The organism is Solirubrobacter soli DSM 22325 (assembly GCF_000423665.1).
In the GTDB taxonomy this organism is placed as follows: domain Bacteria; phylum Actinomycetota; class Thermoleophilia; order Solirubrobacterales; family Solirubrobacteraceae; genus Solirubrobacter; species Solirubrobacter soli.
This window is the reverse complement of sequence record NZ_AUIK01000024.1, coordinates 178,185-195,837: the sequence shown is the minus strand read 5'-3', so window position 1 is coordinate 195,837 and position 17,653 is coordinate 178,185. Positions and strand designations below refer to the sequence as shown.

Below are 17,653 nucleotides of genomic sequence, written 5' to 3'. Positions count from 1 at the left end.
GACTAGGTGTCCTGCCCGCGGAGTTAGTGGACGCGGGTGATGGGTGCTCGGCCGCCTGCGGCGCTGTGAGGTCGGTAGCGGTTGAAGTATCGGATGAATGAGCTCAGGGCGCGGTCGCGGGTGGCGCTGTCGGGCCAGAGGCGGCCGTGGGCCCATTCGTCTTCGAGGGTGCCGAAGAAGCGCTCGATCTTCCCGTTCCAGCGCGGCGTGTAGGGCGGGATGAGGATGTGACGGGCGCCGAGCTCGCTGAGCGTGTCGCCAAAGGCGTGGCTGCGCGAGTAGCACTTGGCGTTGTCGCTCATGACCGCCTCCACGGGGCCGCAGCCCTGCTCGAGAAACCAGCGCGCGGCGCGGCGCAGCACGATCGAGACGTTCGCGCCGTTCTCGGCGCTGTGCAACTCGGCATAGACCAGGCGCGTGTGATCGTCTTGGACGGCGATCACGACGGTCTTGCCGAGGTTGCGCGCCCGGTCGTGCTTGTCACGATCGCCGGTCACGCGATGCCCGGGCGTCAGGAATTTCGGGGCGCTGTAGGCATCGATGTGCAACAGCGCGCCGGGCTGGCTCCACTCAAAGCGCCGAAAAGTCTGCCGCCGGCCGCGCCGGCGACGCGACACGCCGTGGCGCCAGAGCACCTTCCAGATCGTTGAGCGGTGCCGACCCGTCAACGCCGCCAGCCGCATCGGGCCCCAATTGGTGCGCTCCCGCGCTCGCACGATCAGCGCTTGCTCCTCACCGCTCAGCTGCCACGGACACGACGCAGGCACCGGACGCCGCGGCGCCAGACAGCTGAAGTCCGCCCGCCCGGCCTCGTCGGCCTGCGCCCACCGATCAGCCTGCACCTTCACCGTCGTCGGCGAACACGCCATCGACCGCGCGATCGAACGCAACGACTCCCCGGCCTCGCGACGACGGACCATCTCGATCCGCGCCGCCAGTCCGAACCTGCATCTACGGTCTTGCACTGTCCGGTCCCTTTCCACTCGCTGAGCTGGCTCGCACCTCTCAGCGTCCGGCAGGGACCGGACAACTCTCCCCTAGATCAATTGATCACTGTCCAGCAAGACCGCGGGCAGGACAACTAGGCGGGCGGTGCGGCCGCGGGCGGCATCGGCCGCTCCGGCGTCACCGCGCTCGTCACCGGCGAGCGGAACCGGTCACGCGGCTCCATCGTGGTCAGGCAGCGCGGGCACTGATCCCCGCGCAGGTAAGTGGCCGTGGCCGGCACGGTCAGCTTGCACTCCGGGCACTGCATATAGGCCATCGAGGAGTCCTCCGCAATTCGGGGGGCCTGCTCGCAACGATAACCCGTTTGTCCGCGCTGGACAAACCTCAGCGGTCGGTGCCGAAGATCCGGTCTCCGGCGTCTCCCAGCCCAGGGCGGATGTAACCGGTTTCGTCCAGTTCCCGGTCGATCGTGGCGGTCGTGATCGTGACGTCCGGGTGGGCTTCGCGCAGCGCCGCCACGCCCTCGGGCGCCGCCACCAGGCAGACGAAGTGCAGCCGCTTCGCGCCCGCCCGCTTGAGCCGCGCGACCGCCTGCACGCCGGAACCGCCGGTGGCGAGCATCGGGTCGACCACGAACACCTCGGCGTCCTCGACGCCCGAGGGCACGTTCTCGTAGTAGCCGACCGGCCGCAGCGCCTCCTCGTCGCGGTACATCCCGAGGTGCCCGACCCGCGCCTCCGGCACGAGCCGCAGGAACCCGTCCACCAGCCCGAGCCCGGCGCGCAGGATCGCGACGACGAAGACCTCGTCGGCGAGCCGCACCCCGGACGTCGTCTCCAGCGGCGTCTCGACCGAGATGTCGGCGCCGCGCAGCCCGCGCATCGCCTCGTAGCCGAGGATCAGCGCGGCGTCGGTCATCGTCTCGCGGAAGACACGGTGTGGCGTGTCCTTGTCGCGCAGGATCGAGAGAAGCCGCCGTAGCAGCACGTGATCGACCACCGTGACCCCATCCATGATGCGCAACGTACTAGCGTTGGGCCCATGGCCGCGCCGCGCCGCAACATCGAGCTCAAGGCGTCGGACCCGGACCCGGAGCGTTCGCTGGCCGTCGTGCTCGGCCTCGGCGCCCGCGATCGCGGGCTCCTACGCCAGCGGGACACCTACTACCGGGTCACCACAGGTCGCCTCAAGCTCCGCGAGGAGGACCCTGGGGGCGCCGTCCTGATCCAGTACGACCGGGTCGACGCAGACGAGGCGCGCGAGAGCCGCTACCGGCTGATCCCGATCGAGGACCCAGCTGCGCTGCACGCCGCACTGGCATCGAGCCTCGGGGTGCTGGCGGTGGTCGAGAAGGAACGCCACCTGCTGCTGTGGCAGAACGTCCGCATCCACCTGGACCGCGTCAAGGACCTCGGGAACTTCGTCGAGCTCGAGGGCGTCGCGACCCCGGACTCCAACCTCGCCCAGGAGCTCGACAGCGTCACCCGCCTCACCGAGGCGCTGGAGATCCCGCCCGAGCGGATCCTGCGCAACTCCTACAGCGACCAGGTGGTCGGCAGCGACGCGCTGGTCAACGCCGCCAAGGACGTGATGGAGCGGGCGCACGCGCCGTATAGCCGCTTCCGGGTCGGCGCCGCGCTGAGGGCCGAGGACGGCTCGATCCACGTCGGCGCCAACGTCGAGAACGCCGCCTACCCGCAGGGCCAGTGCGCGGAGGCGTCCGCGATCGGCGCGCTGATCGCCGCCGGCTGCAAGCGCATCACCGAGGTGGCGGTGATCTCCGACGGGGAGGACTTCTGCGTGCCCTGCGGCGGCTGCCGCCAGCGCCTGCGCGAGTTCATCGTTCCCGGCGCCGAGATCCACGTGTGCGCCGCCAATGGCGCGCGCCAGACCACGACGCTCGACGCGCTCCTGCCGCGCTCGTTCGGACCGGAGTTCCTGCCCAAGTGAACGTCACCGACTTCAAGCCCCGGCTGGGCATCGTGCTCGGGTCGGGCCTCGGCGGCATCGCCGACGCGCTCACCGACGTCACCCGCTTCCCCTACACCGAGCTCGACGGCTTCCCGCAGCCCACGGTCGCCGGCCACGGCGGGACGCTGCACATGGGCGAGCTCAACGGCCTGCCGGTCGCGGTCTACGCCGGCCGCAAGCACGTCTACGAGGGCGGCGACCCGGGCGCGATGCGCGTGCCGATCCGCCTCCTCAAGCAGCTCGGCGCGGACGCGCTGCTGGTGACCAACGCCGCGGGCAGCCTCAGAGGAGAGGTCGGCCCCGGCCGCCTGATGGCGATCACCGACCACATCAACCTGTTGGGCGTCAACCCGCTGACCGGCCCGAACGACGACAGCGTCGGCCCGCGGTTCCCGAGCCTCCGGGACGCTTACGACCCGGCGCTCCTGGAGCACCTCCGAGCCGGCGCGTCCAAGCTCGAGATCGACCTCGCCGAGGGCGTCTACCTCGCCACGGCGGGCCCGACCTTCGAGACCCCGGCGGAGATCCGCATGTTCCGCACCCTGGGCGCGGACGCGGTGGGGATGTCCACGGTCCCCGAGGTGATCCTCGCCCGCCACGCGGGCCTCAGGGTCGCCGCGGTCTCGGCCATCACCAACCTCGCCGAAGGCATGGGCGGCGAGGAGCTCTCGCACGAGCAGACGCTGCGCAACGCGGAGGTGGCGGCTCAGGATCTCGTGCGGCTCGTCCAGCAATTCGCGGAGGACTTCTGAACAGTGCTCGCCCCTGAGATCATCCGGAAGAAGCGCGACGGGAGCGCGCTGACCGCCGACGAGATCGCGTTCCTCGTCAGTGGCATCACCGACGGCGGGCTCTCCGACGCGCAGGTCGGCGCGCTGGCGATGGCGTTCTTCCTCAGAGGCCTGGACGCCCAGGAGCGCCTCGCGCTCACCACGGGCATGCGGGACTCGGGCACGGTCCTGGACTGGGATCTCGACAAGCCCGTGCTGGACAAGCACTCGACCGGCGGGGTGGGGGACAAGGTCTCGTTGATCCTCGCCCCGATCCTCGCCGCCTGCGGCGCGGCGGTGCCGATGATCTCCGGCCGCGGCCTCGGCCACACGGGCGGGACGCTCGACAAGCTCGACTCGATCCCCGGCTACCAGTCGGTCCCCGCGATCGAGGTCATCAAGCGCGTGGTGCGCGACACCGGCGCCGCGATCGTCGGCCAGACGGCGGACCTCGCGCCCGCCGACCGCCGCCTGTACGCGGTCCGCGATGCCACCGGCACGGTCGAGTCGATCCCGTTGATCGTCGCCTCGATCCTCTCCAAGAAGCTGGCCGAGGGCCTGGACGCCCTCGTGCTCGACGTCAAGACCGGCTCGGGCGCGTTCATGGCGCGGCGCGACGAGGCGCAGAGCCTGGCCGAGGCGCTGGTCGAGGTCGCCAAGGGCGCCGGGCTGAACACCGTCGCGCTGATCACCGACATGGACCAGGTGCTCGGCAGCACCGCGGGCAACGCGCTCGAGGTGCGCGAGTCGATCGACCACCTGACCGGCGCGGCGCGCGAGCCGCGTCTGCACGAGGTGACGCTCGCGCTCGCCGCGGCCGCGCTCGTCCAGGCCCGCGTGCACCCGGACGACGCGACCGCCCGGGCGGCGGCGCAAGCCGCGCTCGACGACGGCAGCGCCGCCGAGCACTTCGCCCGCATGGTCAACGCGCTGGGCGGCCCGAGCGACCTGCTCGAGCACCCCGGCTCGCACCTGCCGCACGCCACCGTGACCAAGCCGGTCGCGCCCGAGCGGCCCGGGTACGTCGTCGCGATGGACGCGCGCGCCGTCGGCCTGGTCGTCACCGGCCTCGGCGGCAACCGCCGGCGCGAGGACGACCAGATCGATTACGGCGTAGGGCTCAGCCGGGTCGCGGCGATCGGGACCCAGGTCGGCCCGGACACCCCGCTGGCGATCGTGCACGCCCGCGGCGACTCCAGCGCCGACGAGGCGGCGAGCGCGTTGCGCGCCGCGGTCCGGGTGTCGAGCGAGCCGCCCGCGGAGAAGCCGGTGCTCCTGGGACGCGTATGACCCTCCCGCTCGCCGAGCTGCACGTCCACCTCGAGGGCACGGCGCCGCCGGCGCTGATCCAGAGGCTGGCCGACCGCAACGGGCTCACGGTCCCCGACGGGGTCTTCGCCGGCCCGGACCGCTTCCGCTGGGTCGACTTCCTCGACTTCCTGCGCACCTACGACCTCGCCGCCAGCGTGATCCGCACGGAGGAGGACTACCGCGACGTCGCCTACGAGTACCTGATGGCCTGCGCCTCCGAAGGCGCCATCTACGTCGAGCTGATCGTCTCGCCCGACCACGCGGCGTCGGTCGGCCTCAGTGATGCGGCCCACTACGGAGCGATCGCGCAGGGGATCGACGACGCCCGCCGCGACTCCGGCATCGAGGCGCGGATGCTGGCGACCGCGATCCGCAACTTCGGCCCCGAGGCCGCGGTGTCGATCGCGGGGCGCGAGCACCACCCGTACGTGGTCGGCTTCAACCTCGCGGGCGACGAGGCGGGCTACCCGGCCTCGCTGTTCACCGAGGCCTACGCCGTCGCGACCGCCAACGGCCTCGGGTGCACGTGCCACGCGGGCGAGCACGACGGCGCCGACTCCGTGCGCCAGGCGATGGCCCTCCCGGGCATCTCCCGCATCTCGCACGGGGTGCGCGCGATCGAGGATCCGGAGCTCGTCAAGGAGATCGCCGACCGCGGTCTGGTGCTCGAGACGTGCCCGACGTCCAACGTCGCGACAAAGGTGTTTTCCGGATACGAATCTCACCCATTCAGAGCGCTTCACGAAGCGGGTGTGAAGCTCACGTTGGGTTCTGATGACCCCCCCTATTTCGGCGCTACGATCGGCGGCGAGTACGCCGTGGCGCGTGAGCGCTTCGGCTTTGAGGAGGGTGAGTTGGAGACGATCACGCGGACGGCAGTCCAGGGGTCCTTCGCGGACGATGCGGTGAAGCGCGCCCTGCTCAATCGAATTACTGCCACAAGCGACCGACGCACCGAATAGGCTCGCGCCGGTCGCGTTCTTCGACAAAAGGAGTTCCGGCCGTGCGCCGACCTCTTCATCTACTCGCGTTGCTGCTGCTGGTGGCTTCTTGTGCCGTTGTGACGGCGTGCGGGAGCGACGACAACTCGAGCTCTGGCTCGTCGTCGACGAGCAACAGCAGCACGAGCACCCCCGAGGCCAAGAAGATCAAGGTCGGTCTCGTGACCGACATTGGCGGCCTCAACGACCGTTCGTTCAACCAGTTGGCCAACCAGGGCCTGGAAAAGGCCAAGGCCGACCTCGGCGTCGAGACCCGCGTGCTCGTGTCCAAGGCCAACTCGGACTACGTTCCGAACCTCTCCACGCTGGCGCAGCAGAAGTTCGACCTGGTGATCGGCGTCGGCTTCCTGATGGCTGACGCGATGGACACCGTCAGCTCGAAGTTCCCCGACACCAAGTTCGCGATCATCGACGTCGACGCGACGGGCCTCAAGAGCAAGCCCCAGAACGTCTCCGGCGCGCTGTTCAAGGAGCAGGAGGCCGGCTACCTCGTCGGCTACATGGCCGGTCTGTACCTGAAGGACGAGGGCGGCGGAACGGCCGGCTCGGTCGGCGGCCAGAAGATCCCGCCGGTCGACCACTACATCGCGGGTTACCAGGCGGGCGTGAAGGCCGCCAACCCGGACGCGAAGGTCGTCAACGCCTACTCGCAGAAGTTCGATGACCCGGCGCCGTGCAAGGAGATCGCGCTCGACCAGATCTCCAAGGGCGCGAAGGTCGTCTTCCAGGTCGCCGGCGGCTGCGGCCTCGGCGCGCTCGACGCGGCCAAGGAGAAGGGCGTCCAGGGCATCGGCGTCGACGCCGACCAGGCGTACCTCGGAGACCACATCATGACCTCGGCCCTCAAGAAGGTCGATCAGGCCGTCTACGACGAGACCAAGGCCGTCCAGGACGGCACGTTCAAGGGCGGCACCAACACGGTGTTCGACGTCAAGTCGGGCGGCGTGGGGATCGGCGACACGAACGAGGTCGGCGCCAAGTACGCCGATCAGGTCAAGGCGATCCAGGACAAGATCGCCTCCGGCGAACTCACGGATATCCCCGACACGGTGAAGTAGAGGCGATGCAGCCCCTCCGCCCCACCCCGATCATCCGACCTTAACCACCTAGGACGGAACGTTGACTGACACGCCCGCGCTCGAGCTCCGCGGCATCACCAAGCGGTTCGGACCCCTGGTCGCGAACCGCTCGGTGGACTTCGAGCTGCGCCGTGGGGAGATCCACGCGCTGCTCGGGGAGAACGGGGCGGGCAAGTCGACCCTGATGAACGTCCTCTACGGGCTCCACCAGCCCGACGAGGGCGAGATCCTGCTCGGCGGCGAGAAGGTCGAGATCCGCTCGTCCAGCCGGGCCATCGGCCTCGGCATCGGGATGGTGCACCAGCACTTCATGCTCGTGCCCGTGATGACGGTCGCCGAGAACCTGGTGCTCGGCGCCGAGCCGAAGAACGGGCCGCTGCTGGACTACAAGGAGGCCGCGCGCCGCACGCGTGAGCTCTCCGAGCGGTTCGGCCTCGCGGTCGACCCGGAGGCCCGCGTGCAGGACCTCGGCGTGGGCGCCCAGCAGCGGGTGGAGATCCTGCGGGCGCTGTTCCGCGGCGCCAAGGTGCTCGTCCTGGACGAGCCGACCGCCGTGCTCACGGCCCAGGAGGCGCAGGACCTGTTCGTGGTCCTGCGCAACCTCAAGGCCGAGGGCACGGGGATCATCTTCATCTCGCACAAGCTCAACGAGGTGCTCGACGTCGCCGACCGGATCACGGTCCTGCGGCGCGGCGAGAAGATCGACACGGTCCCGGCCGAAGGCGCCACCGAGCGGTCGCTCGCGACGCTGATGGTCGGCCGCGACGTGCTCCTGCGCGTCGAGAAGGACGACACCCAGCCGGGCGAGTCGCTGCTCTCGCTCGCGAATGTCTCCGCGCGCGACGATCGCGGCCTCCCGGCCGTCCGTGACGTCACCCTGGACGTCCGCGCGGGCGAGATCGTCGGGCTGGCCGGCATCGACGCCAACGGGCAGAGCGAGTTGATCGAGACGATCATGGGCCTGCGCAAACCGGACGAGGGGACGATCAAGGTCGCCGGCCGCGACGTCACCCACGCCAACCCACGCCAGACGCTGGACTCGGGTGTCAGCCACATCGCCGAGGATCGCCACCGGCGGGGCCTCGTGCTCGAGTTCAACCTGGCGGAGAACCTGGCGCTGCGAGAGTACGACACGCCCGCGTTCTCCAAACGCGGTTTCCTCTCGCCGAAGAAGATGGTCGCCCGCGCGCGCAAGCTGCTCAAGGAGTTCGACGTCCGCGGCGGCGACCCGGAGACCCGCGCCGGCTCGCTGTCGGGCGGCAACCAGCAGAAGGTCGTCATCGCGCGTGAGCTCAACGCCGACCCGCAGGTGATCATCGCCGCCCAGCCCACACGCGGGCTCGACGTGGGCGCGATCGAGTTCGTGCACCGGCGCCTGGTCGAGGAGCGCGACGCGGGCCGCGCGGTGTTCCTGGTGTCGCTCGAGATGGAGGAGATCCGGTCCTTGAGCGATCGTGTGCTGGTGATCTACGAAGGGCAGATCGTCGCCGAGATGTCACCTGAGTCCTCCGAGGAGGACTTCGGGGTGATGATGACCGGCGGTGGGCGAGGAGAGGCTGTAGCTTGAGCGACGTCGACGACGAACTCCCGCCCGACGCGACCGTCGCGGCGAAGCTCGCCACCTATCTCCGCGCCGGCGGGATCGTCACCCCGCTCATCACGCTGTTCATCGCGTTCCTGATCGCCGGCCTGGTGGTGCTCATCACCGGGCACGATCCGATCGCCACCTACAAGGCGATCTTCAACGGCACCGGCCTGAACTGGTTCTTCCCGTGGATCAGCGAGAGCGACCGCACGATCGCCGCGATCAACCTGCAGCAGACGCTGATCTGGACGACGCCGCTGATCCTCACCGGCCTCGCGGTCGCGTTCGCGTTTCGCTGCGGCCTGTTCAACATCGGCGGCCAGGGCCAGTACATCATGGGTGGCATCGGCGCCGTCTGGGTCGGGTCCTCGTTCGCCGGCATGCCGAGCCTGCTGCACATCGTGCTCGCGATCCTCGCGGGCATGGCCTTCGGCGGCGTCTGGGCCGGCATCGCCGGGCTCCTGAAGGCCGTCGCGGGCACCAACGAGGTGATCACGACGATCATGCTCAACTGGATCGCGATCTGGACCGGTGCCTACCTGTTCAACCTCGGCGGCCCGCTGCAGAACGACAACCCGGCGCAGAAGGACGTGCCGGTCTCCAATGACGTCGTCGCGGGCGCGAAGCTCCCGGTCTTCTGGGGCGACCCGGACCTGCAGGGCCTGCACATCGGCCTGTTCATCGCGATCGGCGCGCTGCTCGTGTTCTGGGTGCTGCTGAACCGCACGACGCTCGGCTTCGAGGTCCGCGCGGTCGGCTTCAACCCGGACGCCGCGCAGGCCTCCGGCATCTCGGTGCGCCGCAACTACATCGTCGTGATGGCGATCTGCGGCGCGTTCGCGGGCCTGGCCGGGACGATGGACGTGCTGGGCTGGCAGTTCCGCATCGCGGTCAACGACGTGCAGATCGGCAACCTCGGGTTCTTCGGCATCGCGGTCGCGCTGCTCGGGCGCAACACCGCGGTCGGCACGTTCTTCAGCGCGCTGCTGTTCGGCGCGCTGATCACCGGCACCTCGGGCCGCACGCTCGACCCGGACGTGTTCGACCCCGCGCTGGCCACGAACCTCACGTCGATGATCCAGGGCCTCGTCGTCCTGTTCGTCTCGACCGACATCATCGTGCTCTGGCTCTGGCGGCTGCGACGTAAACGGCGCACCTCGACGGATGTGGCGGTGGCGGCATGACTCCGGCCAAGCAGATCGGCTGGGGCGGGATCGCCCTCGGCTTCCTCGCGTTCTTCATCGCCGTGCCGCCGATCACGGTGCGCACGCCGATCCCGATCGCGCTCGTCGGGCTGCTCGCCATGACGGCCGGCCTGCTGGCCTATCGGGGCGGTGAGAAACGGCTCGGCTGCGGCGGCATCGTCGCGGGCGTGATCGGGATCTCGGGCGGCTACGCGGCCACGCGGTCGGGCGAGAGCAACCTCACGGAGGTCGTGGTCTGGGGCGCGCTGCTGGCCTCGACGCTGCGCTACGCCACCCCGCTGATCTTCGGCTCGCTCGGCGGCCTGTTCTCCGAGCGCTCCGGTGTCATCAACATCGCGCTCGAGGGCATGATGCTGATGGGCGCGTTCTTCGCCGCGTGGGGCGCGGACATCACCGACTCGTGGTTCCTCGGCCTCGTCATCGCGCTCGTCGCGGGAGCGATCTTCGCCGCGCTGCACGCGCTGTTCGCGATCACCTTCCGCGCCGACCAGATCGTCTCGGGCACCGCGCTGAACCTGCTCGCGGTCGGCATCACGGGCTACATGTACGTGGACATCTACGGCGAGCAGGGCACGCCGGACGACCTGCCGGCCGTGCCGGACGTCCACCTGCCGATCAAGTCCGTGCCCCTGCTCGGCGACGTCTTCGGCCAGCTCAACCTGCTGATCTGGGTGGCGCTGGCGATGGTCGTCGTCACGTGGGTCGTCGTGTTCCGGACGGCGTGGGGCCTGCGGCTGCGTTCGGCGGGCGAGAACCCGCTCGCGGCCGAGACGGCCGGCCTGTCGGTCGTGCGCACGCGCTACATCGCGGTCATGTGCTCCGGCTCCCTGGCGGCGCTCGGCGGCGCGTTCCTGTCGATCGGCTTCGTCCACACGTTCTCGCAGAACATGACCGCGGGACGTGGGTTCATCGCGCTCGCGGCGCTGATCTTCGGCCGCTGGAGGCCCGGGGCGGCGCTGGCCGCGACGCTCCTGTTCGGCTTCGGCTCGGCGCTCGCGCAGCGGCTCCCGGTGTTCTCGCAGTCGGGCGCCGTGCTCTTCCAGGCGCTGCCGTACGTGCTGACCTTGATCGCGGTCACGGGGCTGATCGGGCGCTCGATCCCGCCCGCGGCGCTCGGCCGACCTCTACCGAAGTCGTGACGTTTTCAGCCCTCGCCCACCTACAATCGATCTCGGATGAGGCTGCCGTGGGCGATTGCTGGAGTGGCGCTGGTGCTCGCAGGATGCGGGAGCACGGCGAAGCAGCCGGATCGCTTTGACCTGACCACCCCCGGCGTGCACACGGGCGATCCGGTCCCGTCGTCGACGCCCGTCGCGACCCCTACGCCCGAGCCGGTGACCGCCGCCGAGAAGCGCGTGATCAAGGGCTGGGCGGACAGCCTGCGCCGCGGGCACGTCAACGCGGCCGCGGCCTACTTCGGGGTGCCGTCGTCGGTCTCCAACAACACGCCCGGCCTCGTCGAGCTGGCCACGATCGAGGACGTCCGAGCGTTCAACGCCACGCTGCCCTGCGGCGCGAAGCTGCTGCGGACGCGGCGCGCCACCGACGGCTTCGTGGTCGGCGAGTTCCGGCTGACCGAGCGCAAGAACGCTCCGGCGCCCTGCGGTCAGGGGGTCGGCGCCGAGGCCGCGGTGGCGTTCCAGATCGCCGACGGCCACATCAAGATGTGGGTGCGGGTCGTGGATCCGAGCGAGACCGACCCGCTGGCGACCGCCACACCGTCGGCGACGGCCACGCCCACCGAGACGCCGACGCCGACGCCCACCGAGACGCCGAGCGCCGAACCGACCGTTACGTAGGGTTCGCTGAGGAATGGTCGGTCCGACCGCTGTGGTGTAGCCGCCAGTGGCTCGGGTCGCCCGCGCTCGCGCTGCGGCCCTCTGGGCCGTGAGCAGCGTGGGTGGCGCGAGGCGCTGCGGATGCGCCGCGGCGGGCGCACCGGAATTCCTCAGCGGCCCTAAGTCAGGCTGGGGCTCAGGTACTGGTCGCCGCGGGTGACGGCGTCCAGGCCTGCCAGGAGCTCCGGCAGGCCGCCTTCCTTGAGCACGATCCCGTCGGCGCCCGCCTTGAGGACCTCGTGCAGCTCCGTCGGGTCGGTCGTCGCCGTGAAGACGACGAGCTTCGTGTCCGACGCGGTCTCCGCGAGGCGGCGGATCAGCGCGTCACCGCCCCCCTCGGAGGCGAGGTGCAGGTCGACGACGGCGACGTCGGGAGCGGTGTTCAGGACGAGCTCGGCGCCGGACTCGGCGGTGCCGGCGACGCCGGTCACCCTCCAGCCGAGGCGGGTCAGGACGTCGCGAAGGAAGATGCGCAGCGCTCCGTGGTCCTCAACGATCGCGACGCGGCGAACGGCGGTCTGGTCAAAGCTCATCAAACGGATGATCGGCAGCCGCACACTGAACTTGCGGCTGCCGGTCGTCGTTCAGACGACTATCCGAGGACGCGCTTGATGCGGATCACGTCGTAGACGGTCCCGCGGGCCATCAGCGAGTTGCCCTTGAACGAGTACCGCATCCGGTACGTCCCGACCTTGAGCCGGAAACGCAGCGTGATCTGGCCCTTGCTGTTGATCTTGGGCTTGCCGAGCGTGCGGAACCGCTTGCCCTTCTTGCCGTTGGCGACGGCGACGGTGACGCGGCTGCCGGCGGCGCTGGCGTCGCCGAGCGTGGCGCGGACCTGGTAGCTCGGCCCGCGTGAGTCGGGGAACGTGCGCGACGAGATGTCGAACGGCGTGATCAGGTTGAAGTTCTGCGGCGCCGTCCACGGCGTGAAGTACCCGAGGGACTTGGCGCGGGCGACGATCGTGTACGTGCCCGGCTCGCGCGCGCCGATCAGCTCGACCTTGCCGGTCGTCGAGTTCACGAACCCGTCCTTGATCGCGGGCGAGTTCAGGCTGCCGTCGGGGTTGACGGTCGCGCCGAGCGCGTACTTGATCTCATAGCCCGAAGCGCCCGGGTTGCCGGCGAAGTTGAACTGCTGCACGATCGTGGAGTACGAGTTCGGCTGCCGCGTGAGCATCGTCGGGGCGGGCGGTGAGATCGCGACACCCGCGGCGATGTTCCACGTGTACGTCGTCGAGCCCGTGGCCTTGGTGCAGCCGATGTCCGAGAACGCCGTCACGAGGAGTGTGTACGTGCCGTTGCCGTGGTAGTCGACGTAGCGCGTCGATTCGATGCCCGGCGACCCGCAGCTGAGCGCGCTGCCCGCCGGCTGGCCGTCCGGGCCCGCGACGGCGACGCTGAAGCCCTTGCCATCGCTGGTGTTGACGTAGGCCTTGACGTCCATGTTGCGCAGGGTCGGCGGCGCGCCCGGAGCGATCAGCGCCGGGTTCCCGGTGTCGTCCGTGATCTTGACCGACAACGCGGCGTTCGCCGTCGCCGGCACGACGAGTCCCATCGCGGCGACTGCGGCCGCGAGGAGCTTCCCCCCTACCTTCATCCCTTGCCTCCTGCTGTGAATCAGATCCGTCTTGGTAACCCAAGATCCTGACGAACGATTCGCCGCCTTCAAGGCCCAAGCGCCAAGATGAGACCCCGGACCCATGCCCGTCCTCGTCGACCCGATCCGCCGCTACGACCACATCCGCCTCTCCGTCAAGGACTGGTGCCACATGGCCGTCGACGGCTCCTTCGAGGAGCTGCACGCCTTCGCCGCCTCGTTGGGGATCCCCCGCCACCGCTTTCAAGGCGACCACTACGACCTCCCGCCCTGGCTGCGCGTGCGCGCCGTCGAGCTCGGCGCCCTGGAGGTCTCCACCGCCGATCTGCTGGTCCGGATGGCCGGCCCGCGCGGCGACCGCGCCCGCGTGCGCGCCGCCCGCCGCGCCGGTACCGTCGGCGTCGATGACTGAGCAGCCCTACTTCGACGACGCGGGCGAGGCGTCCACCGAGCCCGGTCGGTTCCTGCGTGTCGCCGAGGACGTCGCACCGCTGGAGCTCATCCCCGGTCTGCGCTTCCAGCCCGTCACCACCGACTCGGTGATGACGAACGTCGTCACCTTCGAGCCCGGGGTCGAGGCGGCGACCCACCACCACTTCGAGCAGCAGATCGCGATCATGGTCTCCGGCGAGCTCACGTTCACGGTGGGCGGCGAGACGCGGGTGATGACGGCGGGCGACCTGGTGGTCATCCCGCCCCACGTCCCGCACGGCGGCGTCGCCGGCCCGGACGGCTGCGTCGTGATCGACGTCTTCACGCCCCCGCGCGAGGGCATCGTGCGCGCGATGGGCTGACCGGCACGGTACGCGCGTAGAAGCCGGAGGACGGATTCGAACCGACGACCTACCGCTTACAAGACGCCAGTGGTCACCGTTCGTCTGCCGAAGATATCCCTGCACGCAGCCGCATTCCATCACGTGACGCCAGGCCCGAAATGCCGCCGGTTTCGACCAGAATCCCGTGGGTTTCGTCACCGTAGTGTCACCGAGCGTCGGCGGATGCCGAGCCGCCCCGGCGGGTTGCTCCGGGCGCGCTGTAGGCCCCTGATGCGCGTCGTGCGAAGTAACCGCGGGACTGGCGTGAGGCGGACGCCGGAAGTACGCGGACAGCAGTGCAGCTATGCCAAGTGGGAGTTCGATTCCCCTCGCCAGAGCCAAGCCCCGTCGTGCTGAGCGCGGAGGACCTTGACCGTGCGTCCCGCCGTGGCGATGATCGCTTCTCAGCGCGACTCACGCCCATGCGCTACTTCTGCTACATCTCGCGGCGAAAGATCGACGTGCTCTACGGTCAGCTCGAGCCGGAAGGCCTCGACGAGATCGCCGAGACTGAAACAGCCGAGCGCACGGTGGGTGGACACGCCGAAGCCGGCCTGAGCGTCGCTGACGTGATTTCGCTCTTTAGAGGGGACGTTACCTACGGGCGGAAGAGCGTCATCCAAACCGAGCGCAAGGTCAAGGCCAGCTACACCGACCGCCTCTATCGCGTCCTGCGCGCCCTTGCCGACGACAAGCCCATCCCGCCGCTGGAGTCTGTCCTGTCCGGTGCGGAGCCGAGCGCGCGGTACTGCCACTACATAGGGCAGTTCAGTGTCATCTCGCGGCAGGCGAACGACACGATCGTCACGATGGAATCCGAGACGCTGAGGCATCGCGTCGTGCTCGACTGCTCGGTGCGCTTCTTCAGCGAGAGCACCGACGTGGACGGGCAGCTCAACCCGCATTCCGGCAATGTCCGGTTCTTCTCGGGTGAGATCGCATTGACCCTTCGCACGGTTCTCGTGCTGATGGCAATCCGCGACTCGACCGTGTTCGGCTCGCCGCTCTTCCTCGAGCTGCCCGACCCGGACCCGTGGACGGTGCTGTGACGGCCGAGCGAGAGCCCCTGGACCTTGCCGTCCATGACCCCGAGCAGTGGGAGGGCAAGTACATCGACGTGGGCGGCGCCCGGTACACGATCGGGCATGAGATCGGAGCCGGCTCCTCGAAGATCGTCCACCGGCTGGTCAACGACCGGTCCGGGCTGTTGGAGCTCGCGCTCAAGATCTGGCGCGACCCGTCGGCCGCGGGCCCAGGGGGCGCCGAAAGTGTCCGCCGCCTGTACGGCAGCCTAGGCATGAGCACGACCATCCCCAGCGAGGTGACGTTTTGGGCGCATGGCGGCTGCCTGCAGCTCCAGGAGTTCTTCGGGAACAGCAACACGAATCCAGTGGTGTCCAAGCTGCTCGACGACGCGCTGGAGCTCCTGCTGTCCGCCCAGGCGGTCGAGCCGCGTGGGGGCGGTCAGCTGAAGCTCAGCCGGGCACGCGCGCCGTTCCGGCGCCAGACGCTCGGCACGTTGTCGCTGGTCGACCTGGAGTGGGGCGACCCTGCGGGCAACCGGCTCGACGAGTACCGGACCAATAATTTCGAGTCGGGAGGACGGCCGCTGCGGTCGCTCACGCGCAGGCTACGAGAGCGGCTGGGCGGGACGTCGGTGCTCGCGCAGGCGATGGCCTGCTACCAGGCCGTGCTGCGCGAGAACCCCGAGCACTCCGAGGCCCTGCACAACGCCGCGGGCATATGCGCGGTCGCGGGTGACATCGAGCAGGCAACCGACCTCGAGACCCGCGTGGTCGTCATCGAGCCTAATTACCTTCCCTACCTCCAGGCCTGCACGTACTACGCCTCGGCGGCGGGGTTACCGCGCCGCGCGTTGTTGGCGTTCGAACAGGCACGGCACAAGTTCCCCTATGATCACGACCAGGACGGACTCGCTTGTGAGGCCTATCTCCAGTGCGGGGAGCCAGAGCGAGCGGCCGAGCTGCTCGACGCGGCGGTCGCTGCCGCGGACGAGGCGCTGCGCGGGTCTGTCGCGGCCGCCGTCCGCGGCCACGAGGCTGCGAGGGAGCTGCTGGTGTTGGGATGCCGGGGGCTCGATGAGGGTGACACCGGGGCCTCGCGGCGCGCGGTGGAGCAGGCGAGCCGTCAGGCTCCGGCGGATCTGCTCGTGCGCGCCACGATGGCCCTCTTCACGCGCGCCGACGGAGATCCGGCCGCGGCGCTCGACGAACTGCTGCGCGTCCATGACCTGGCACGTCCGGGGCTCGATATGCACTGCCTCAGCACCGCAGCCGCGATCGCCTTGGAGATCGGGGATCTCGCGCAGGCCGCCCACCTCCTGGATCGTGCGTGGCGGCTGATGCAGGCATACCACGACGACGCCTCACCGATCGATCCCGACTGGATTCCGGGAATCGCCGAGTTCTTCAGCCCCGACGGCGTGTTCGAGCGCCCTATGAGCGCGATGGCCGAGCTCCTGGAGAACGCCGTACAGGGTCGGGGGGCCGAGGCGCCGGCTCAGCTGATCGAGGCGTATGCGGCCAGGTACTGGGAGGCGGCCGCGCTGACCGAATAAGGCGCCAGGGGGCGAGGCTCTTCGGGGGTCGGCCGACAATCCGGATATCGAAATGGACGACGGCATCAAGTGCGCCACCTGCAGGCGCCGCCTGAATAGTGGTCCGCCTGCGCGGGTTTAGAAGTGGTCCACCTCGGCGCGGGGTCGGAGGTCGTCCGGCCGGGCCGGAGATCTGGCTCGATCTGTTGATCGAGACCGGGGGGGATGGGCGCTTGGGTTGGCGTGGAGCTGTGAGCGGAGATCCGGCGGTTGAACCATTTGGAGGGCCTCTCGCAGCGCGAGATCCATCGTCGCACCGGTGTTTATCGCGACACGATCCGCAACGTGCTGGCGTCGTCGACGCCGCCGGTCTACGGCCGCGGCCGCCGCGGCTCGAGCCGTTCGTCACGGTGATCGGATGGCTCTAGCCCACCGGAACCTCCGAGCGCGGCTCACACAGATCGAACTGCCCAGCTCGCCAGGTCGGTACCGGGTGCGCTGGAAGCTGCGCGGCGGCCGAGCAAACCGCGGCCGCAACTCGCGCAACAACTCATCAAGGATCGTCTTGCGGCCCCCGTAGCCGAGCTTCTCGAGCTCCTCGCGAACACGCATCGCCGGCAGCGTCGGCTCGCCAGCGAGCAGTTCCTGGACCATCGACAACTCATGGTCCGATGGTCCGATGGTTCGATGGTGCGATGGTGCGACGCGAGCAGCCGCGAACTACCCGACTTCCCGCAACGCGGAGCGCGCATTGGCGGCCAAACGGTGTTGGCGCGAGCGATCGACGGCGTTGCTCGCGACGTTGACGAAACGTATGTCCGGTTCCCGATCACGGTGCCGCGAGACGGCGTGGATGACATCCCGATCGCCGTTTGCGTCGTCGCCGATGGCGCCGAGCAACCGGCGTCCGTCGTGTACCCGTTGCGCATCGGCCGCGGGCCGCAGGCTGAGCGGTACACGCACCGTCGTCGCC

At 69.6% G+C, this 17,653-nt stretch carries 20 protein-coding genes; 13 read left to right on the top strand and 7 right to left on the bottom strand.

What is annotated here, in order from left to right:
• Nucleotides 1-23: 23 nt before the first annotated feature.
• The 3 genes from G569_RS49910 to upp form a co-directional block, all read right to left on the bottom strand.
• Complete coding sequence (locus G569_RS49910) at nucleotides 24-683, bottom strand: integrase core domain-containing protein (RefSeq protein WP_169542108.1); 660 nt, start codon at nucleotides 681-683, stop codon at nucleotides 24-26.
• 398 nt (nucleotides 684-1,081) lie between these two features.
• Nucleotides 1,082-1,264: a hypothetical protein gene (locus G569_RS62760; RefSeq protein WP_157592162.1), complete on the bottom strand. Its 183-nt coding sequence runs from the start codon at nucleotides 1,262-1,264 to the stop codon at nucleotides 1,082-1,084.
• A gap of 68 nt (nucleotides 1,265-1,332) precedes the next feature.
• Entirely contained in the window at nucleotides 1,333-1,962 is a 630-nt protein-coding gene (gene upp / locus G569_RS0119770; RefSeq protein WP_028064702.1) for a uracil phosphoribosyltransferase, read from the bottom strand.
• Nucleotides 1,963-1,989: 27 nt separating this feature from the next.
• Between upp and G569_RS61280 the strand changes: the two genes are divergently transcribed.
• The 9 genes from G569_RS61280 to G569_RS0119725 all read left to right on the top strand — a co-directional run bounded on the left by G569_RS61280 (nucleotide 1,990) and on the right by G569_RS0119725 (nucleotide 11,669).
• Entirely contained in the window at nucleotides 1,990-2,898 is a 909-nt protein-coding gene (locus tag G569_RS61280) for a cytidine deaminase (RefSeq protein ID WP_084285256.1), read from the top strand.
• The gene (locus tag G569_RS0119760; RefSeq protein WP_028064700.1) at nucleotides 2,895-3,671 is read left to right on the top strand and encodes a purine-nucleoside phosphorylase; all 777 of its coding nucleotides are present in this window, start codon (nucleotides 2,895-2,897) and stop codon (nucleotides 3,669-3,671) included. The genes G569_RS61280 and G569_RS0119760 overlap by 4 nt, the downstream gene beginning before the upstream one ends.
• A 3-nt stretch (nucleotides 3,672-3,674) precedes the next feature.
• Nucleotides 3,675-4,979 (top strand): thymidine phosphorylase, encoded by a 1,305-nt coding sequence (deoA, locus tag G569_RS0119755; RefSeq protein ID WP_028064699.1) that lies wholly within the window; start codon nucleotides 3,675-3,677, stop codon nucleotides 4,977-4,979.
• Nucleotides 4,976-5,962 (top strand): adenosine deaminase, encoded by a 987-nt coding sequence (gene add, locus G569_RS0119750; protein WP_028064698.1) that lies wholly within the window; start codon nucleotides 4,976-4,978, stop codon nucleotides 5,960-5,962. Before deoA ends, add begins: the two co-directional genes overlap by 4 nt.
• Nucleotides 5,963-6,003: 41 nt before the next feature.
• The gene (locus tag G569_RS0119745; RefSeq protein WP_028064697.1) at nucleotides 6,004-7,059 is read left to right on the top strand and encodes a BMP family lipoprotein; all 1,056 of its coding nucleotides are present in this window, start codon (nucleotides 6,004-6,006) and stop codon (nucleotides 7,057-7,059) included.
• A 61-nt stretch (nucleotides 7,060-7,120) separates the two neighbouring features.
• Nucleotides 7,121-8,647 (top strand): ABC transporter ATP-binding protein, encoded by a 1,527-nt coding sequence (locus G569_RS0119740; protein ID WP_028064696.1) that lies wholly within the window; start codon nucleotides 7,121-7,123, stop codon nucleotides 8,645-8,647.
• A complete protein-coding gene (locus G569_RS0119735; protein WP_053226680.1) occupies nucleotides 8,644-9,849 on the top strand; it encodes an ABC transporter permease in 1,206 nt (401 codons plus the stop codon). Before G569_RS0119740 ends, G569_RS0119735 begins: the two co-directional genes overlap by 4 nt.
• Complete coding sequence (locus G569_RS0119730; protein WP_211233029.1) at nucleotides 9,846-11,009, top strand: ABC transporter permease; 1,164 nt, start codon at nucleotides 9,846-9,848, stop codon at nucleotides 11,007-11,009. Before G569_RS0119735 ends, G569_RS0119730 begins: the two co-directional genes overlap by 4 nt.
• Before the next feature lie 36 nt (nucleotides 11,010-11,045).
• Nucleotides 11,046-11,669, top strand: coding sequence for a hypothetical protein (locus tag G569_RS0119725; protein WP_157592160.1), 624 nt, complete (start codon nucleotides 11,046-11,048; stop codon nucleotides 11,667-11,669).
• A gap of 158 nt (nucleotides 11,670-11,827) precedes the next feature.
• On the opposite strand, the gene G569_RS49905 is transcribed toward G569_RS0119725, so the two are convergent.
• Both G569_RS49905 and G569_RS0119715 read right to left on the bottom strand, forming a co-directional pair.
• Nucleotides 11,828-12,241 (bottom strand): response regulator transcription factor, encoded by a 414-nt coding sequence (locus tag G569_RS49905; protein WP_157592159.1) that lies wholly within the window; start codon nucleotides 12,239-12,241, stop codon nucleotides 11,828-11,830.
• A 59-nt stretch (nucleotides 12,242-12,300) separates the two neighbouring features.
• On the bottom strand, nucleotides 12,301-13,308 hold the full coding sequence (locus tag G569_RS0119715; RefSeq protein WP_157592158.1) for a hypothetical protein: 1,008 nt from the start codon (nucleotides 13,306-13,308) through the stop codon (nucleotides 12,301-12,303).
• A 103-nt stretch (nucleotides 13,309-13,411) separates the two neighbouring features.
• Between G569_RS0119715 and G569_RS0119710 the strand changes: the two genes are divergently transcribed.
• From G569_RS0119710 to G569_RS0119695, 4 genes are all read left to right on the top strand, one after another.
• A complete protein-coding gene (locus G569_RS0119710; protein ID WP_028064691.1) occupies nucleotides 13,412-13,720 on the top strand; it encodes a DUF4031 domain-containing protein in 309 nt (102 codons plus the stop codon).
• Nucleotides 13,713-14,102 (top strand): cupin domain-containing protein, encoded by a 390-nt coding sequence (locus G569_RS0119705; RefSeq protein WP_053226678.1) that lies wholly within the window; start codon nucleotides 13,713-13,715, stop codon nucleotides 14,100-14,102. The genes G569_RS0119710 and G569_RS0119705 overlap by 8 nt, the downstream gene beginning before the upstream one ends.
• A gap of 443 nt (nucleotides 14,103-14,545) precedes the next feature.
• Complete coding sequence (locus G569_RS0119700; RefSeq protein ID WP_028064689.1) at nucleotides 14,546-15,172, top strand: hypothetical protein; 627 nt, start codon at nucleotides 14,546-14,548, stop codon at nucleotides 15,170-15,172.
• On the top strand, nucleotides 15,169-16,701 hold the full coding sequence (locus G569_RS0119695; RefSeq protein ID WP_028064688.1) for a tetratricopeptide repeat protein: 1,533 nt from the start codon (nucleotides 15,169-15,171) through the stop codon (nucleotides 16,699-16,701). Before G569_RS0119700 ends, G569_RS0119695 begins: the two co-directional genes overlap by 4 nt.
• A 384-nt stretch (nucleotides 16,702-17,085) precedes the next feature.
• Here G569_RS0119695 and G569_RS0119685 read toward each other — a convergent pair whose 3' ends face one another.
• Nucleotides 17,086-17,334, bottom strand: a complete 249-nt coding sequence (locus G569_RS0119685; RefSeq protein WP_028064687.1) for a hypothetical protein — start codon at nucleotides 17,332-17,334, stop codon at nucleotides 17,086-17,088.
• A 66-nt stretch (nucleotides 17,335-17,400) separates the two neighbouring features.
• Nucleotides 17,401-17,643 (bottom strand): hypothetical protein, encoded by a 243-nt coding sequence (locus tag G569_RS62755; RefSeq protein WP_157592157.1) that lies wholly within the window; start codon nucleotides 17,641-17,643, stop codon nucleotides 17,401-17,403.
• Nucleotides 17,644-17,653 lie beyond the last annotated feature (10 nt).

Excerpts from the sequence above, each read along its gene's own strand:
- upp (WP_028064702.1), bottom strand. The coding sequence starts at position 1,962 with ATGGATGGGGTCACGGTGGTCGATCACGTGCTGCTACGGCGGCTTCTC.
- G569_RS0119725 (WP_157592160.1), top strand. The coding sequence starts at position 11,046 with ATGAGGCTGCCGTGGGCGATTGCTGGAGTGGCGCTGGTGCTCGCAGGA.
- G569_RS0119700 (WP_028064689.1), top strand. The coding sequence starts at position 14,546 with ATGCGCTACTTCTGCTACATCTCGCGGCGAAAGATCGACGTGCTCTAC.
- G569_RS49910 (WP_169542108.1), bottom strand. The coding sequence starts at position 683 with ATGCGGCTGGCGGCGTTGACGGGTCGGCACCGCTCAACGATCTGGAAG.
- G569_RS0119705 (WP_053226678.1), top strand. The coding sequence starts at position 13,713 with ATGACTGAGCAGCCCTACTTCGACGACGCGGGCGAGGCGTCCACCGAG.
- G569_RS0119710 (WP_028064691.1), top strand. The coding sequence starts at position 13,412 with ATGCCCGTCCTCGTCGACCCGATCCGCCGCTACGACCACATCCGCCTC.
- G569_RS0119730 (WP_211233029.1), top strand. The coding sequence starts at position 9,846 with ATGACTCCGGCCAAGCAGATCGGCTGGGGCGGGATCGCCCTCGGCTTC.
- G569_RS0119685 (WP_028064687.1), bottom strand. The coding sequence starts at position 17,334 with ATGGTCCAGGAACTGCTCGCTGGCGAGCCGACGCTGCCGGCGATGCGT.
- G569_RS61280 (WP_084285256.1), top strand. The coding sequence starts at position 1,990 with ATGGCCGCGCCGCGCCGCAACATCGAGCTCAAGGCGTCGGACCCGGAC.
- add (WP_028064698.1), top strand. The coding sequence starts at position 4,976 with ATGACCCTCCCGCTCGCCGAGCTGCACGTCCACCTCGAGGGCACGGCG.
- G569_RS0119715 (WP_157592158.1), bottom strand. The coding sequence starts at position 13,308 with ATGAAGGTAGGGGGGAAGCTCCTCGCGGCCGCAGTCGCCGCGATGGGA.
- G569_RS49905 (WP_157592159.1), bottom strand. The coding sequence starts at position 12,241 with ATGAGCTTTGACCAGACCGCCGTTCGCCGCGTCGCGATCGTTGAGGAC.
- G569_RS62760 (WP_157592162.1), bottom strand. The coding sequence starts at position 1,264 with ATGGCCTATATGCAGTGCCCGGAGTGCAAGCTGACCGTGCCGGCCACG.